We start from the raw sequence: 15,559 nt of genomic DNA, 5'->3' as shown, positions 1-15,559 counted from the left end.
TTTGTGCCCCTGCGCAACAGGTATCAAGTATTCGAAGGGTTAGACCAATGAAGCTTCAAGGCGTTCATCACGTGGCGTACCGGTGCCGGGATGCCAAGGAAACAGTGGAATTTTACCAGAAGAACCTGGATATGGATTTCCAGCTGGCGATTGCGGAAAACGAAGTGCCGTCCACGGGCGAGCCTGATCCCTACATGCATATCTTTCTGGATGCCGGGAACGGCAATGTGCTGGCTTTCTTCGAGCTGCCGAACCAGCCTGAGATGGGCCGCGACAGCAACACGCCTGAGTGGGTGCAACATATTGCATTCAAACTGGGCAGCATGGACGAACTTCTGGAAGCGAAGGAACGTCTTGAGGCTGCGGGCGTTGAAGTGCTGGGGCCAACAAACCACACCATCTTCAAGTCGATCTATTTCTTCGACCCCAACGGCCACCGCATTGAGCTGGCCGCCAACACGGACGAGCCCGGCATGCTTCAGGAGCTGAAGCGCGTGGGTCCGGAAATGCTGGAAGAATGGTCGAAAACCAAGAAAGCACCAAAGACGGCAGCCTGGCTGCACGGCGAAGGTGAATTCCCCGGGCATCAGGGGTAAGATCTGGCAAACGCCCACGGGTGCGGGACCCATGGGCGATCTGGAACAAAAAAGTTTAAGGAACAGAGTTTATGAAACTTGCGTCTCTCAAGCACGGCCGCGACGGCAAACTTGTTGTTGTGTCCAAAGACCTGAAGCGTATGACATCGGCAGCAGATATTGCGCCGACCCTTCAGGCTGCCATTGATGATTGGGCCACAGCGCTGCCGAAATTGCGCGCGCTTTATGAATCGCTGAATTCCGGCGCGGTTGAAGGCGAGGCCTTCAATGAAGCGGATTGTGCTTCACCGCTGCCGCGTGCCTACCAGTGGGCGGACGGTTCCGCTTACGTCAACCACGTTGAGCTGGTGCGTAAAGCACGCAACGCGGAAATGCCGGAAACCTTCTGGACTGACCCACTTATGTATCAGGGCGGCTCCGACACGTTCCTGGGCCCACGCGACAAGATTGTGATGCCACAGGATGAGGGCTTCGGTATCGATTTCGAGGCTGAAATTGCTGTGATCACCGACGACGTGCCGATGGGTGTGTCCGAAGCAGACGCCGCGGGCCACATCAAGCTGCTGATGCTGGTGAACGACGTATCGCTGCGGGGCCTGATCCCGGGTGAGCTGGCGAAAGGCTTCGGCTTCTTCCAATCCAAGCCCTCGAGCGCTTTCAGCCCCGTGTGCGTAACACCTGATGAGCTGGACGGCGTATGGGAAGATACCAAGCTGCACCTGCCGCTAGTGTCCCACTATAACGGCACTATCTTCGGCAAGCCCGAAGCCGGCATCGACATGACCTTCAATTTCGCCAAGCTGGTGTCGCATGCCGCGAAAACCCGTCCGCTGGGCGCTGGCGCCATCATCGGCTCCGGTACCGTGTCCAACAAGATGGACGGCGGCCCGGGCAAGCCGGTTTCCGAGGGCGGTGTGGGCTATAGCTGTATTGCCGAGATCCGTATGATCGAAACGATCGAGGACGGTAAGCCGTCGACCAGCTTCATGAAGTTTGGCGACTCGATTCGAATCGAAATGTTTGACCGTGACGGTGCGTCGATCTTCGGTGCCATCGATCAGGTTGTGACCCAAGGCTAAAGCGGGGAATATGATGCGCATCCTATATGGTTATTTCCGGTCTTCGGCAGCCTTCCGGGTGCGCATTGCCCTTGGGCTGAAGGGGCTTGACTATGAGCACCGCGCCATCAACCTGAAGCCGGGTGTGAGCGAGCAGAAATCCGAGGATTATCTGAAGCTGAACCCGCAGGGGCGGGTGCCGTACTTCATTGATGGCGATGTGGCGCTGAGCCAGTCGCCTGCCATCCTCGAATATCTGGATGAAGCCTACCCACGGCCATCGTTGTTGCCGGAAGGCATGGCCGACCGTGCCTATGTGCGCCAGCTGGCGAGCTTGATCGGTTGCGATATCCACCCCTTGAATAACCTATCGGTGCTGATGCGCATCAAGGGCCAGCTGGGTGCGGATGAAGATGCTACCAATTCGTGGTATCATCACTGGGTTACAGAGGGGTTCACGGCGCTTGAAGCCATGCTGGCGTCAAGTGAGCACCGAGGCCGCTTCTGCTTTGGCGACACGCCGAGCATGGCTGACATCTATCTGGTGCCGCAGGTTTGGAACGCGCGGCGTTTCGGCACGCCACTTGATGCGTTCCCAACCATTCTGTCCATCGATGCCGCGTGCCAGCAAGAGCAGGCCTTTATCGCAGCCGCGCCGGAGAACCAGCCGGACGCGCCGCAAGCGTAACGTTTTTTGTTAGGAGGGACCCATGAAAATCAAGACACGTCTTGGCCGGGAAGTTGAAGTAAACGAAGACTATACCGTTGACCAGAATTGGGAGCATTTCACCGACGAGGAGCATGACCGGTGGGACCGGCTGTATGCCCGTCAGGAACAGATGCTGGAAGGCCGCGCGTGCGATGAGTTCATGGAAGGGCTGCATTCGCTGAAGCTGTCGGATGGTGGTATCCCGCGCTTTGACGACCTGTCGGCAAAGCTGAAGGATATCACGGGCTGGACGGTTGTCGCGGTGCCGGACCTGGTGCCGGATGATGTGTTCTTTGACCATCTGGCGAACCGCCGCTTCCCGGCGGGCAACTTCATTCGCCCGGAAGCGCAGCTGGATTATCTGCAGGAACCGGATGTGTTCCACGATGTGTTCGGCCATGTGCCGCTTCTCGCGAACCCGACGTTTGCTGACTATATGGAAGCGTACGGCAAGGGTGGCCAACGCGCGGCTGGCCGTGGCGTGCTGCAGAATCTGGCGCGACTTTACTGGTACACCGTGGAGTTCGGCCTGATCAATACCCCGAAGGGCATGCGCATCTATGGTGCCGGGATCGTCAGCTCCAAATCAGAGAGCATCTTCTGCCTTGAGGACGCGAGCCCGAACCGCATCCACTTTGACCTGATGCGCCTGATGAAAACCGACTACCGCATTGACGACTTCCAGCAGACTTACTGGGTGATCGACAGCTTCCAGGAGCTTCTGGACGCAACATACCAGGATTTCGGCCCCATCTATGACGAGCTGGAAGCCAACGAGACTGTCTATACACCAGACACAGTGCTCGATACAGACAAGGTACACAATAACGGTACGCAGGCCTATGCGAACGCGGGCGGACGCCTGGCGAAGGCTGCGAGCTAGAGAGACGTCACAACAATAATAATTTGGGCTGGCCTGAGGGCCTAATTGAGGCTGCCACACCTGTGGCGGCCTTTCTTTTTGCTGTAGTGCGAAGGGGCGGGTAGGGGGCTCATATGCCATAGAAAAAAGGCCCCCGCGATTGCGGGAGCCTTCAGGAACTTTCTGGAGGAAAGTTTCAGTTCTTGTTGTTATTCAGCTGCCGCAGCCAGCTTGGCTTCGTTGGCACGGCGAATGATGTCTTCAGCCATTTCGTTGGCGATCACACCCGTTGGGCGGCCTTCCTTGTCGCTGGCATTGAAGATCTTGGTCAGCGTGTCACCGATACGCAGAACCTTGGCTTCACGCTCTGCAGCGTTTGGCTTTTCCTTATACACTTCAGATTCAACCGAAATGATGCCACCAGCGTTGATCACATAGTCAGGCGCATACAGAATACCGCGCTTCCTGAGCTCTTCGTCTTCGCGGCCTTCAGTTTCCAGCTGGTTGTTGGAGGCACCCGCAACGATGGTGGCTTTGATGTCACCCAGCGATTTCGGGTTCAACACGCCGCCGAGGGCACAAGGCGCGAACACGTCACAGTCCACAGCGTGGATGGCGTCAGGCGCAACCACTTCGGCGTCACCTTTTGCCAGAACCGCTTGGATGTTGGCGTCAACAATGTCAGTCACGACGATTTTCGCACCGTCACCGCGCAGGTGGTCAACCAGATACTGGCCAACGTGGCCAAGGCCCTGAACCGCAACGGTCACACCATTGAGGCTGTCTTTGCCCAGGCGGTGTTTCACAGCAGCTTTGATGCCGGTGTAGACGCCAAGGGCTGTGTGCGGGGATGGGTCGCCGGTGCCGAAGTCGCCGCCCTCGAGGCCACACACAAAATTGGTGGTCTCTGCGGCTGCCGCCAGCATGTCAGGGCTGGTGCCAACGTCTTCCGCGGCATAGTAGCTGCCGCCCAGACGGTTGATCATGCGGCCGAAGGCGCGCATCAGCTCTGGCGTGCCCAGCTCTTTCGGGTTGCCGATGATGACGGACTTGCCGCCACCAAGGCGAAGGCCAGCCATCGCGTTCTTGAAGGACATGCCGCGCGACAGGCGCAGGACGTCATAAACGGCATCCTGCTCGCCGCGGGTTTCGGCCACATCGATTGGCGCGGAACGACGGTGGTTTGCAGCATAGTCCCAGAAGCGCGTGCCGCCTGTGGCAGGGCCGAGGGCAGTGGAATGCACAGCGATGATGGCTTTCAGGCCAGAAGCTTCGTCAGAACAGAATACGACCTGTTCGTGGTTCTTGAAGCTGCGTGAATCGAAAACGGGCATAGTCGAAATCCTTCCCAATTAATCCCGTGCCGGGTTTCCCCGGTTACTCGTCATACCCTGTCGTTACCTTGGGGGCTTTAGGGGCGTTCCCACGGGGGCCGGCATGCTTGTTTGTTTTGGCTGGGCCGGGCCGGGCCGTCTGGTAACCACATCTTCCGCTTCCCGGTGGTATCTTCCCCGAAAAGCCAGGTCTCTAATCTGGGCGGATTATCGCACTAAATTTGGGAAATGAGCTTTCGAAGATCTCTGAATTTCGCAATCTTAAGATAGCTTTTGAGGGCTTTTTTGTAATTTGTGATCAAGCACAAGTAATTTTTGCCAAGTGCCTAGATTTCCTATGCATTCCGTAAGGGTAACCTACGACTCAGATGCATGGCATTGACCATCAGTTCTGCCATTTGGCAAAAAACTTCACTTCCTACAAATGGGCAGCAAAAAAGCCGGGGTGGTGGCCCCGGCATCTGCTTTTCGGTTTGATATCTACGTTTAGATATGCAGCGCGTGGCCCAGGGCCTTGAGCGCGGCTTCCTGAAAGCCTTCGCTTTGGGTTGGGTGCGCATGGATCGTGCCTGCGATATCTTCAAGGCGCGCGCCCATCTCCAGCGCCAGGGAAAAGGCGGCTGAAAGCTCGGACACGCCTTTGCCAACCGCCTGGATGCCCAGAACCAGATGATTGTCCTTGCGGGCAACCACACGCACGAAACCGGTCTCGGCTTCCATGGTCATGGCGCGGCCATTGGCCTGGAACGGGAACAGGCCGATCTGCGTCTCGTATCCAGCTTTTTCGGCTTCGTCAGGCGACAGTCCAGCGGTGACGATCTCTGGGTCCGTGAAGCACACAGCCGGGATCGCGACCTTGTCGAAGGTGCGGTTTTCGCCAGCGATGATTTCCGCGACCATCTCGCCCTGTGCCATCGCGCGGTGCGCCAGCATGGGCTCACCCGTCAGGTCGCCGATGGCGTAGACGCCGGTCATGGATGTCTGGCACTTGTCATCAATGGCGACCACGCGCCCGTTCATCTTGAGGTCCAGGCCTTCAAGGCCCCAGCCATCGGTTTTGGCGCGGCGGCCCACAGTGACCAGGATCTTGTCTGCGGGCAGGGTTTCATCCTTGCCGTCTGCCGTTTCTACCACCAGGCCGTCCTGCTTTTTGGTCGCTTCCTTGGCTTTGGTGTTCAGGAGAACCTCAACACCCAGCTTCTTGAGGCTTTCGGCAACCGGCTTGGTGAGCTCTGCGTCATACTGGGGCAGGATGCTGCCCATGGCTTCCACCACGGTTACTTTTGCACCCATCTTGGCGTAGGCGATGCCAAGCTCCAGCCCAATATAGCCGCCGCCGATGACAACAAGCCTTGAGGGCACCTTGTCGAGCGACAGCGCTTCGGTTGAGGAAATAATATTGCCGCCATAGGGCAGGCTTGGGATTTCCACAGGCACGGAACCGGTGGCCAGAATGACATTCTTGGCCTTGATGGTCACCTTGCCGTCAGCGGTTTCGACCTCGCAGGTCTTACCGTCAACCATGGTGCCCCAGCCCTCGACCGACTTGACCTTGGCTTTCTTCAGAAGGCCCGCGACGCCGCTGTTGAGGCGTTTCACGATGCCGTCTTTCCAGCCAACGGTTTTCTTGAGGTCAATCTCAGGCTTTTGAACAGTGATGCCAAGGTTGTTCTCATAGGTATAGTGAACAGCCTTTTCATACTCTTCCGCTGCGTGGATCAGCGCCTTGGAGGGGATACAGCCCACATTGAGGCAGGTGCCACCGGGCTTATTGCCTTCAACGATAATGGTGTCGATGCCAAGCTGGCCTGCGCGGATAGCAGCCACATAGCCGCCGGGTCCCGCGCCCAGCACGAGTGTATTGCAGTTCATGGTCGTCATTTAGTCCTCCATGAACAGGGTGGCTGGGTTTTCCATCAGCTCCCTGATTTTCTGGATGAATTCTGCTGCGTCCCAGCCGTCGATGATGCGGTGATCGAAGGAGGACGACAGGTTCATGATCTTGCGCGGTGCGAAGCCACCGTCTTTCCACACGGGACGAACAGCAACCTTGTTGACACCAACAATGGCGACTTCCGGGCTGTTGATCACCGGCGTCGAGACGATACCGCCCATCCGGCCGAGGCTGGAGAGCGTGATCGTGGAGCCTGTGAGCTCTTCCCGCGTGATCGAGCCGTCGCGCGCAGCTTCCGCCAGACGGCGGGTCTCATTGGCGATGCCCCAGATGTCCATGGCTTCAGCGTGCTTGAGCACAGGCACCATCAGGCCGCCCGGCGTTTGCGCGGCCATGCCGATGTGCGCGGCGCCAAACTGGTGCACCACACCGTCGGCATCATAATAATGCGCGCTGCATTTTGGGTAGACCTTCAGCGACTTGACCATGGCCAGCATGATGAAAGGCAGGATGGTCAGCTTTGGCTGATCCGCCTTCCTGGTTGCGTTCATGTGCTCGCGCAGGCTTTCAAGCTCGGTCACATCCACTTCTTCCACATAGGTAATGTGGGGGATGCGGCTTTTGGCGTCCTGCATGCGCTCGCCGATCTTGCGGCGAAGGCCAATAACCTTGATTTCCTCAACGCTGGTGTCTGCGCGGCGGCTGGAGCCACCGGCAGGCGCGCTGGCGCCGGAGATATAATCTTCCAGATCTTCGTGCGTGATGCGGCCCGCCGGGCCCGTACCGTGCACATATTGAAGCTTCACGCCGGCATCCATGGCGCGCTTCCTGACAGCAGGCGACGCCAGCGGCTTCTCGCCTTCGGCGCGCGGTGCACCGCTTGGGCCAGCCTTGGCTGGAGCCTTGGCCTTGGGCGCGGACGCAGCAAGCTTGGGCGCGGAGGCGCCGGAAGAGGCTGCTGCAGCTGCCTTGGGTGCTTCATCCGATGGTTCTTTCGGGGCTTCAGCTTCCGGGGCGGGCTCAGGCTCTGCCACAGGCGCATCCGGGATGTTGTTGCCTTCGCCTTCGACCTCAAGCGCGATGATCACGCTGCCCACCGGCGTCATGGACCCGATCTCACCGAGGATTTCGGTGACGGTACCATCAACCGGGGAGGGGATCTCAACGGTTGCCTTGTCGGTCATCACGGCGGCAATCACGTCGTCTTCCTTCACGACATCGCCAACCTTGACGTTCCACTCAACGATTTCGGCTTCGGTAATCCCTTCGCCTACGTCTGGCATCTGGATTTTGTGAATGCCCATTATACGGCCTCCATCATTGCTTTAAGCTCGCGGCCAACGCGGGCCGGGCCAGGGAAATAGTCCCATTCCTGGGCGTGCGGGTAGGGCGTATCGAAGCCGCAGACGCGCACAACAGGTGCCTCAAGGTGGTAGAAGCAGCGCTCCTGCACCTGGGCCGACAGTTCAGCGCCAAAGCCGGAGGTTTGCGTTGCTTCATGCAGCACCATGCAGCGGCCGGTTTTCTTCACCGATTCCACGATCGTATCCACATCGAGCGGCATCAGGGTGCGCAGGTCGATGATCTCGGCGTCGATGCCGGTTTCCTTCTTGGCGGCTTCTGCCACGAACACCATGGTGCCGTATGTCAGGATTGTAACGTCCTTGCCTTCAGAGAACACAGACGCCTTGCCGATCGGCACCGTATAGTGGCCTTCCGGCACGTCCCCCAGCGGGTGCTTGGACCAGTTCGATGCCGGGCGGTCATGGTGGCCGTCGAACGGGCCGTTATAAAGACGCTTGGGCTCAAAGAAGATCACCGGGTCATTGTCTTCAATGGAGGCGATCAGCAAGCCCTTGGCGTCATACGGGTTTGACGGGATCACTGTTTTCACACCGGAGACGTGGGTGAACAGGCTTTCCGGGCTCTGGCTGTGGGTCTGGCCACCGAAAATGCCGCCGCCGCAGGGCGTGCGGATGGTGATCGGTGCAGTGAAATCCTTATTCGACCGGTAGCGAAGCCGCGCGGCTTCGGACACGATCTGGTCGTAGGCCGGATAGATATAGTCGGCGAACTGGATCTCGATGCAGGGGCGAATGCCATAGGCACCCATGCCGATGGCGGTGCCCACAATGCCGCTCTCGTTGATCGGGCTATCGAACACCCGGTGAGAGCCATATTTCTTCTGCAGGCCGTGCGTACAGCGGAATACACCACCGAAATAACCCACATCTTCGCCGTAAACGACAACATCGTCGTCCTGGCCCATTTTCACGTCCATCGCATCCCGGATGGCTTCAATCATAGACATCTGCGGCATGGATTATACTCCCAACTTCTGGCGTTGTTCACGGAGGTGCGGCGGCATCTCTTCGTACACATCGTCGAACATGTCTTTCGGGCTCGCGCCGGACCCCATCACGCCATAGCTTTCGGCTTCCTTGGTGGCGGCACGAATTTCATCATTATACTCGGCTTCGGTTTGCGTCTGGCGCTCCTCTGACCACAGATCGCGGCTGATCAGGTGATTCTTGAGCCTGAGAATCGGGTCACCCAGCGGCCAGGCGGACGATTCTTCCTTCGGCCGGTACTGGCTTGGGTCATCCGACGTGGAGTGCGGCGCTACGCGGTAGGTCACCCACTCGATCAGCGTTGGGCCGAACCCGCGGCGCGCGCGCTCAACGGCCCACTTGGAGGCCGCGTAAACCGCGAGGAAGTCGTTCCCGTCGACCCGCAGGGCAGGGAAGTCATACCCCAGCGCCCGCTCACCGAAGGTGGCGTGGTCACCGCCCGCGATACCGCGGAAACTGGAGATGGCCCACTGGTTGTTCACGATGTTCAGGACAACAGGCGGCTTATAGACGGACGCGTTCACGAGCGCGGCGTGGAAATCGGTTTCTGCGGTCGAGCCGTCACCGATCCAGCCCGCAGCGATCTTGGTGTCGCCCTTGATGGCGCTTGCCATGGCCCAGCCAACGGCCTGGATGAACTGGGTCCCGAGGTTGCCGGAGATCGAGAAGAACCCGTGTTCTTTCGAGCTGTACATGATCGGCAGTTGGCGGCCCTTCAGCGGATCGCGCGAGTTCGACAGAATCTGGCAGATCATGTCGACAAGCGGATAATCGGTCGAGAGCAACAGGCCCTGCTGGCGGTAGGTCGGGAAATTCATGTCGCCTTTTTCCATGGCGGCACGGAACCCGACGGCGATTGCCTCTTCGCCAGTACACTTCATATAAAAGCTGGTCTTGCCCTGACGCTGCAGGGTCATCATCCGCTCATCATAGGCGCGAACACGGATCATGTTCTTCAGGCCCTGGATGAGGATGTCGTCATCAAGGCCCTCAGCCCACGGACCAACAGCTTCCCCATCCTTGTTGAGGACGCGAACCATGGTGGATGCCAGTTCCTTCATGTCGGCGGCGCTGGAATCAACCGGAGGACGGCGCACACTGCCTGCCTCGGGAATCACTACACCAGAAAAGTCAGGCTCGTCGCCCGGGCGGCGCGGGGGCTCCGGCACGTGGAATTTCAAGGGCTTGTACTCAGACATGGCTCTAGAACCTCAATCTATGGGGTGTCAAAATAACGTCAGCAATACTGACGTATTTTTGCCAAAAATCAATATATTTCTCTGATACTGTTTGGCGCGGGCGAAAGGTACAGGGCAACCGCGAGGGCACTATAGCGGATTCCGGCCAAAGAATCACATGCTGGGCTGACCCACAGGGATAGAATTGATCAATTGAACCGGTTGTTTCCAACCGCTAGACTGGATCAACATGATAGGGGATATGCATGCTCAAAGACGCCGGATTGCCACGTAGACGTTTTCTGCAGATTGTTGCGGGCGGTACCGCAGCCCTGGCCCTTGGCGCCTGCGGAGAAAATGCGGACAAGCGCAAAAAGCTGACACCCTATGTGTGGGAAGGCAGCCTCCTTGGGGCGGAAACCAACCTGACGCTCTATCATGAGCATGACGCTGCCTCGATTGCGGCGATAAAGGAAATCACGGCGGAGGTGAAGCGCCTGGCTGGCATTTTCACTATCTATGTATTCGGGTCTGAGTTGTCGCGCCTGAACAAATCTGGCAGGCTTGCGCCCGCAGCACCCGAAATGCTGGAAATCCTTGATGTCAGCCGCCGCCTGTGGCGGGAAAGCGACGGCCTGTTCGACCCAACCATCCAGCCGCTGTGGGAGCTGTATGCCGACTATTATGCCACACCGCGTGCACCGGATGATCCGGGGCCATCGCCAGAAGCGATCGCGACTGCGCGCGCTAAGGTCGGGCTTGATAAGGTTCTGGTTGATGACGGCAGTATCCGTTTGGCGGTCGAGGGCATGGCACTCAGTTTCAATGGTATTGTGCAGGGTTACCTCACGGACCGCGCCCATGAAATTCTGCGCAAACGGGGCTTTGACCACGCCCTGATCAATATGGGCGAATACCGTGCCCTTGGCGGCAAGCCCCAGCCGGACGGCAGCGTAAAGCCCTGGCAGATTGGCATTGCCGACGCGGAGGCGCCATGGCGCGTGTTTGAAACGCTGGAGGTGACAGACCGCGCGGTATCGACATCGTCGCCCAGCGGAGCTGTTTTCAACACGGGAGGTGACGTGCATCATATCTTCAACCCCAAGACCGGGTTGAGCGCAAACCGCTATCACAGCGTGACGGTGACGGCGCCAACCGCCACGATCGCAGACGGCCTATCGACAGTGCTGACAGTGGTGCCGCCCGAGCAAGCGCCTGAGATACTGTCGAAATTCGAAGGCGCCGCTGCGTTGCTGCGGCCTCTGGAAGGTGATCCGATCCGTATCGGGCTTTAGGCCATTATTCCGCTGGCGGCATCAAGCGCTTGTTCTGGATGCGGGCCCTGCGCTGGCGCCACCACATATAGAAGCCCGAAAGCGACAGGAAGATCAGCAATATGGCGGCGGCATCCATGATGAAAGGCCCCCAGGGGCCAAATGTGCGACCGCTATGGAGGTCTGACACAAAGCGGTGCGTGGTCACTTCCGCCACACCGTGTACTTCCAAAGCCGTTTGCCGAACTGAAGCGGGCAGGGCCTGTGTGGGCGCGGACCAGCCGATAAAGTCGGCGGTCTCAAACTCTGTCGCCTGCCAGTCAAGGAAGTCGCCAGTGGTCTGGTAATACCCGCCAGCGCTTTCGATCACGACCAAATCATCCGAGATTTTGGCGATACGGTCTACAGGGCCGGGGAGTGCCGCGCTGTTTAGTGTTTCGACAAAATCACCGTCGCGGGTGAACAGCAGAATTTCATTTTGTCCCGCAATGGCAACCAGCATATCGGTTTCCACAACGCCGTGCAGCGTGCCGAGCTGTCGGGGAAGCGCCATTCCGTTCAGATACAGGGACCGGTCCAGCCAGACGAGCCAGCCCTGGCTCGTTTCCACGCCAGATGGTGGGGTGGCCGGTGCTGCGTCATAAAATGTCTCAGCAAGGACGGGAGAAATGTTGGTTTCATGCAGGCGGAAGCTTTCCGCGTGTGACAGGATGATGCCGGTCACCGACAAAAGCAGCACCAATAAGGCCGCCGCGACCCCAAGGCGCCGGTGCCAGCGTACCAGCGATGCCCGCAGTCTGGCGGCCCGGCGGCGTTTTTCTGATGTTTTCGGGTCCAGGAACGGGGCGTTCATGACTTGGCCCCTTTGGCTACCACATGCCCATGGAGGAACAAGGCGAGCCGTGCCATCTTGCGCATGGCGTTCACGGAAAGGGTGGCGCCGGAAATGCCGTCGATGTTGGTGTCCAGTTCGCGCGCATCATCCAGCATGGCGCCTGCGAACTGGTTCCTGAAGGCAGGATATTTCACTTCCCAACCCCGGCTTTCGCGGTAGACCAGCACGTTGGTTTCAACCAGCTTGTCGGCCTCCACAACAAAGCCCGCGGTGATGGGCTGTTCCTTGCCCACTTTTTCCAGAATCCAGGCGGTGCGGTCACCCTCGCGCCAATAGCGCAGTCGCAGCGCGCTGAGCGGCTGGTCCATGATGTCCGCGATCTGGTCCTGAAGGTCAGGCTTTAGCCAGAGCGTCTTAGGCCGCGGTGTTTTGCCGCCAAACGCGTTGGCGACAAAGGCTGCGGGTGGCTGATAAGTCTCTGCCTTTACGGTTTCGGCATTCAGCGGGAAGGGCATAAAGCCCCAGGCAAGCATGCTTATAAACAGGCAAAGCCGCCCCCTCGTGACGAGAGGGCGGAGCCATAGTGTGAGTTTGTCTTGTTTGGTCTTTTGTACCATTCAAACCCAATTTCTTTTAAGCCTCAATGGCTTAGAACTGGTAGCCAACGCCGAGGTTGATGCGGTCGTCACCATCCGCGCCGAAGCCCAGTTTTTGCGACTGATAGTCAAACTTAAACACAACATTGTTGTGTGGCCAATAGTTAAAGCCGAATGTTGTGGTTTTGTTGTTGCTGTCCAGGCCCAGGCCAGCTTCGGTATCCCACTGCTCGTGACGGGCAAAGATGCCGAAGTCACCGAAGTCTGGGGACACGGAGAAGCGGTAGCTTGGCTCAATGTACCAGCCAACCTGCTCATCACGGCCGATCGCTTCGGCGTCAGCGCTGTCGATATCCCAGCGGGCATAAAGCGCACGCAGGCCAAAGCCGGATTTCTGGATGTTGGCGTGTGCTTCAAACAGGTTCGCGTCAGCATCAGCAACGCCTTGCGTGATGTCATTCTGGTGCTGGAAGGTTGCGGCCAGTTCAACGCCTGGGATCGCGGTCCACTTCAGGCGCGCGGTGATCGCTGCGTTTTCTGCTGGTGCCTCAGCCACTTTCTTGCGGCCGCTGCGAATGTTGTAGGCTTTGCTGCCTTCGGTCGCCACAGCAAGGCCGGACGTGTAATAGATGTCATACGACAGGCCTTGGGTCAGTTGACCGTTCAGGCCAAAGCCGCCTTCCCACCATGTGGTCGGGATGATGTTCTTTTCAACATTGTTGCGCTCAACGCCGAAGAAGGTGTTGGGCTCATGCACTTCGTTGAGGATACCAACAGGCATCAGGAACAGACCGGCGCGGAAATTGTGACGGTCATGCTCGCCGAACTTCAGGCCCAGGCCGGTTGTCAGGTCCATGTCGATGAAGGCTTGCTCAAGCTCAACTTCACCTGGTTTGCCGTCGCCGGCCAGCGAGTGCTCAAGCTCAAGCTCGGACTGCAGCTGGATCCAGTCGTTGAACCGGTGGTTGGCGAACAGAACGAAACGGTGGAAATCGATCTCGTCCGCGTCGCCGCCATTATAGTGCAGCTCGCCGTAACCGCCGATGGTGGTGCGGCGGGCCCAGTCAGCGCCGCGGAAGTTGCGGAGCGCATTGTCTGGCGTGCTGCTGTCACCGTTAAGGGCGGTTTCAACAAGGCCGGTAGTGGCTTCAACAGCCTCTGTGTTGGTCGCTACCTGGCTGCGAAGCTCTTCAATTTCCTTGCGATCAGCGGCCGAGACCTGAACACCTTCCATGCTCAGCGCTTCCACTTTGGACTTGAGCTCAGCAATCTGTTTTTGCTGAGCCATCAGCATTTTCCACATTTCTTCCTTCGAAGGCATGTCGTCCTGTGCGCTGGCGGTCGTTGCAAGCACAGCAGCCATAGCCATGGCGGAAACGGAGGTCTTGATGAGGTGTTTCATGTCATTCCCTGTTTCAAATCGGCCACCTTCATTTCGGGGAGGGGAGGGTGGCTCTTAATTCTGCAATTAAAACTGATAACCATTATTAGTTAGCGTGATGCGCAGGATTTAGCCGGGCCCCGTGACATTGTCAAATAATTTTAATAATCATTCGCAAAAAATGATTGTGAAAATTAGAGCGCGCGCTCGGCGGTGCGGAAAAACTTTTTAAAATCAAATATATAAAAAGAAAGGGCGCCTCCTGTGGAAGACGCCCAAATCATGGCTGCGGCGAAATGTCGCCATTTTCTGGCGGATCAGGCTGTCTCTTTGAACAGCTCGCGACCAATCAGCATGCGGCGAATCTCTGATGTGCCGGCGCCGATTTCATAAAGCTTGGCGTCGCGCCACAGGCGGCCGGTGGGATATTCATTGATATAACCGTTACCACCCAGCGTCTGGATCGCTTCGCCCGCCATCCAGGTTGCTTTCTCGGAGGCATAGAGGATGCAGCCAGCCGCGTCCTTGCGCGTGGTTTCACCCCGGTCACAGGCTTCTGCGACTGCATAAACATAGGCCCGGCAGGCGCCCCAGGTCGAGTACATGTCCGCCAGCTTGCCCTGCATCAGCTGGAATTCGCCGATGGCCTTGCCGAACTGGGTGCGTTCGTGAACATAGGGGATGACGGTATCGAGGCAGGCGCGCATGATGCCGAGCGAGCCGCCAGACAGGACGACGCGCTCATAATCTAGCCCGGACATCAGCACTTTCACGCCGTCACCTTCTTCGCGTACCACATTTTCAAACGGCACGAGGCAGTCTTCGAACACCAGTTCACAGGTGTTCGAGCCGCGCATGCCCAGCTTGTCCAGCTTCTGGGCGGTCGAGAAGCCCTTCATGCCTTTCTCAACCAGGAAAGCGGTGATGCCGCGCGGGCCAGCGTCCGGATCGGTTTTGGCGTAAACCATCAGGACATCGGCATCGGGGCCGTTGGTGATCCACATCTTGTTGCCGTTCAGCATGTAACCGTCGTTGCGCTTTTCGGCTTTCAGGCGCATGGAGACCACGTCTGACCCCGCACCGGGTTCTGACATCGCCAGCGCGCCGACATGCTCGCCCGTGATCAGCTTGGGCAGATACTTGGCTTTCTGCTCGGCATTACAGTTTTTGGTGATCTGGTTAACACACAGGTTTGAGTGCGCACCGTAGCTCAGGCCCACGCTTGCGGACGCCCGGCTGATCTCTTCCATCGCGATCACGTGGGCCAGATAGCCCATGTCAGCGCCGCCGAACTCTTCAGGGGCTGTCATGCCCAGGATGCCCAGGTCCCCCATCTTCTGCCACAGGTCAGACGGGAAGGTGTTGGTTGTGTCAATCTCTTCGGCGCGCGGGGCGATCTCGTCGCGGGCGAAGCGGGCCACCGTTTCGCGCAGCATTTCCATATCTTCGCCGTGGCCGAATTTCAAATGGGGAAACTCAAACATTTTTCTT

14 protein-coding genes are annotated in these 15,559 nt (G+C 58.2%); 5 read left to right on the top strand and 9 right to left on the bottom strand.

Translation table 11 applies throughout. The features are described 5' to 3' along the window. Window positions 1–47 precede the first annotated feature (47 nt). From KORLAC_RS11665 to phhA, 4 genes are all read left to right on the top strand, one after another. Window positions 48–596 carry a VOC family protein gene (locus tag KORLAC_RS11665; protein ID WP_068306739.1) on the top strand — a complete coding sequence of 183 codons (549 nt, stop codon included), beginning with the start codon at window positions 48–50 and terminating at the stop codon, window positions 594–596. A 71-nt stretch (window positions 597–667) separates the two neighbouring features. Then, on the top strand, window positions 668–1,675 hold the full coding sequence (locus tag KORLAC_RS11660; RefSeq protein ID WP_068306736.1) for a fumarylacetoacetate hydrolase family protein: 1,008 nt from the start codon (window positions 668–670) through the stop codon (window positions 1,673–1,675). Between the two features lie 10 nt (window positions 1,676–1,685). After that, window positions 1,686–2,342 carry a maleylacetoacetate isomerase gene (gene maiA / locus KORLAC_RS11655; protein ID WP_068306734.1) on the top strand — a complete coding sequence of 219 codons (657 nt, stop codon included), beginning with the start codon at window positions 1,686–1,688 and terminating at the stop codon, window positions 2,340–2,342. A gap of 22 nt (window positions 2,343–2,364) precedes the next feature. Continuing rightward, window positions 2,365–3,246: a phenylalanine 4-monooxygenase gene (gene phhA, locus KORLAC_RS11650; protein WP_068306732.1), complete on the top strand. Its 882-nt coding sequence runs from the start codon at window positions 2,365–2,367 to the stop codon at window positions 3,244–3,246. Between the two features lie 188 nt (window positions 3,247–3,434). Here phhA and KORLAC_RS11645 read toward each other — a convergent pair whose 3' ends face one another. From KORLAC_RS11645 to KORLAC_RS11625, 5 genes are all read right to left on the bottom strand, one after another. Then, on the bottom strand, window positions 3,435–4,559 hold the full coding sequence (locus KORLAC_RS11645) for a Leu/Phe/Val dehydrogenase (protein WP_068306730.1): 1,125 nt from the start codon (window positions 4,557–4,559) through the stop codon (window positions 3,435–3,437). 486 nt (window positions 4,560–5,045) lie between these two features. Further along, complete coding sequence (gene lpdA, locus KORLAC_RS11640; protein ID WP_068306728.1) at window positions 5,046–6,440, bottom strand: dihydrolipoyl dehydrogenase; 1,395 nt, start codon at window positions 6,438–6,440, stop codon at window positions 5,046–5,048. Next, window positions 6,441–7,757, bottom strand: a complete 1,317-nt coding sequence (locus tag KORLAC_RS11635) for a dihydrolipoamide acetyltransferase family protein (protein ID WP_068306726.1) — start codon at window positions 7,755–7,757, stop codon at window positions 6,441–6,443. It abuts the gene before it with no gap. Further along, window positions 7,757–8,773, bottom strand: a complete 1,017-nt coding sequence (locus tag KORLAC_RS11630) for an alpha-ketoacid dehydrogenase subunit beta (RefSeq protein ID WP_068306724.1) — start codon at window positions 8,771–8,773, stop codon at window positions 7,757–7,759. The genes KORLAC_RS11635 and KORLAC_RS11630 overlap by 1 nt, the downstream gene beginning before the upstream one ends. Before the next feature lie 3 nt (window positions 8,774–8,776). Continuing rightward, window positions 8,777–10,003 (bottom strand): 3-methyl-2-oxobutanoate dehydrogenase (2-methylpropanoyl-transferring) subunit alpha, encoded by a 1,227-nt coding sequence (locus tag KORLAC_RS11625; RefSeq protein ID WP_068306721.1) that lies wholly within the window; start codon window positions 10,001–10,003, stop codon window positions 8,777–8,779. Window positions 10,004–10,248: 245 nt separating this feature from the next. On the opposite strand from KORLAC_RS11625, the gene KORLAC_RS11620 reads away from it, so the two are divergent. Beyond that, a complete protein-coding gene (locus KORLAC_RS11620) occupies window positions 10,249–11,277 on the top strand; it encodes an FAD:protein FMN transferase (RefSeq protein WP_068306719.1) in 1,029 nt (342 codons plus the stop codon). Between the two features lie 4 nt (window positions 11,278–11,281). On the opposite strand, the gene KORLAC_RS11615 is transcribed toward KORLAC_RS11620, so the two are convergent. The 4 genes from KORLAC_RS11615 to KORLAC_RS11600 form a co-directional block, all read right to left on the bottom strand. Next, a complete protein-coding gene (locus tag KORLAC_RS11615) occupies window positions 11,282–12,109 on the bottom strand; it encodes a PepSY-associated TM helix domain-containing protein (protein WP_068306718.1) in 828 nt (275 codons plus the stop codon). Next, window positions 12,106–12,606 carry an FMN-binding protein gene (locus tag KORLAC_RS11610; protein WP_206594934.1) on the bottom strand — a complete coding sequence of 167 codons (501 nt, stop codon included), beginning with the start codon at window positions 12,604–12,606 and terminating at the stop codon, window positions 12,106–12,108. The genes KORLAC_RS11615 and KORLAC_RS11610 overlap by 4 nt, the downstream gene beginning before the upstream one ends. A gap of 133 nt (window positions 12,607–12,739) precedes the next feature. Beyond that, on the bottom strand, window positions 12,740–14,089 hold the full coding sequence (locus tag KORLAC_RS11605; protein ID WP_068306714.1) for a porin: 1,350 nt from the start codon (window positions 14,087–14,089) through the stop codon (window positions 12,740–12,742). A 296-nt stretch (window positions 14,090–14,385) separates the two neighbouring features. Beyond that, window positions 14,386–15,552, bottom strand: coding sequence for an isovaleryl-CoA dehydrogenase (locus tag KORLAC_RS11600; protein WP_068306712.1), 1,167 nt, complete (start codon window positions 15,550–15,552; stop codon window positions 14,386–14,388). Window positions 15,553–15,559 lie beyond the last annotated feature (7 nt).

Source organism: Kordiimonas lacus (assembly GCF_001550055.1).
Taxonomy (GTDB): domain Bacteria; phylum Pseudomonadota; class Alphaproteobacteria; order Sphingomonadales; family Kordiimonadaceae; genus Kordiimonas; species Kordiimonas lacus.
This window is presented reverse-complemented; position numbering and strand designations above follow the sequence as displayed.

Bases quoted from the DNA above. Each gene is read 5' to 3' on its own strand.
- KORLAC_RS11665 (WP_068306739.1), top strand. From the start codon at position 48: ATGAAGCTTCAAGGCGTTCATCACGTGGCGTACCGGTGCCGGGATGCC.
- KORLAC_RS11660 (WP_068306736.1), top strand. From the start codon at position 668: ATGAAACTTGCGTCTCTCAAGCACGGCCGCGACGGCAAACTTGTTGTT.
- maiA (WP_068306734.1), top strand. From the start codon at position 1,686: ATGATGCGCATCCTATATGGTTATTTCCGGTCTTCGGCAGCCTTCCGG.
- phhA (WP_068306732.1), top strand. From the start codon at position 2,365: ATGAAAATCAAGACACGTCTTGGCCGGGAAGTTGAAGTAAACGAAGAC.
- KORLAC_RS11645 (WP_068306730.1), bottom strand. From the start codon at position 4,559: ATGCCCGTTTTCGATTCACGCAGCTTCAAGAACCACGAACAGGTCGTA.
- lpdA (WP_068306728.1), bottom strand. From the start codon at position 6,440: ATGACGACCATGAACTGCAATACACTCGTGCTGGGCGCGGGACCCGGC.
- KORLAC_RS11635 (WP_068306726.1), bottom strand. From the start codon at position 7,757: ATGGGCATTCACAAAATCCAGATGCCAGACGTAGGCGAAGGGATTACC.
- KORLAC_RS11630 (WP_068306724.1), bottom strand. From the start codon at position 8,773: ATGCCGCAGATGTCTATGATTGAAGCCATCCGGGATGCGATGGACGTG.
- KORLAC_RS11625 (WP_068306721.1), bottom strand. From the start codon at position 10,003: ATGTCTGAGTACAAGCCCTTGAAATTCCACGTGCCGGAGCCCCCGCGC.
- KORLAC_RS11620 (WP_068306719.1), top strand. From the start codon at position 10,249: ATGCTCAAAGACGCCGGATTGCCACGTAGACGTTTTCTGCAGATTGTT.
- KORLAC_RS11615 (WP_068306718.1), bottom strand. From the start codon at position 12,109: ATGAACGCCCCGTTCCTGGACCCGAAAACATCAGAAAAACGCCGCCGG.
- KORLAC_RS11610 (WP_206594934.1), bottom strand. From the start codon at position 12,606: ATGCCCTTCCCGCTGAATGCCGAAACCGTAAAGGCAGAGACTTATCAG.
- KORLAC_RS11605 (WP_068306714.1), bottom strand. From the start codon at position 14,089: ATGAAACACCTCATCAAGACCTCCGTTTCCGCCATGGCTATGGCTGCT.
- KORLAC_RS11600 (WP_068306712.1), bottom strand. From the start codon at position 15,552: ATGTTTGAGTTTCCCCATTTGAAATTCGGCCACGGCGAAGATATGGAA.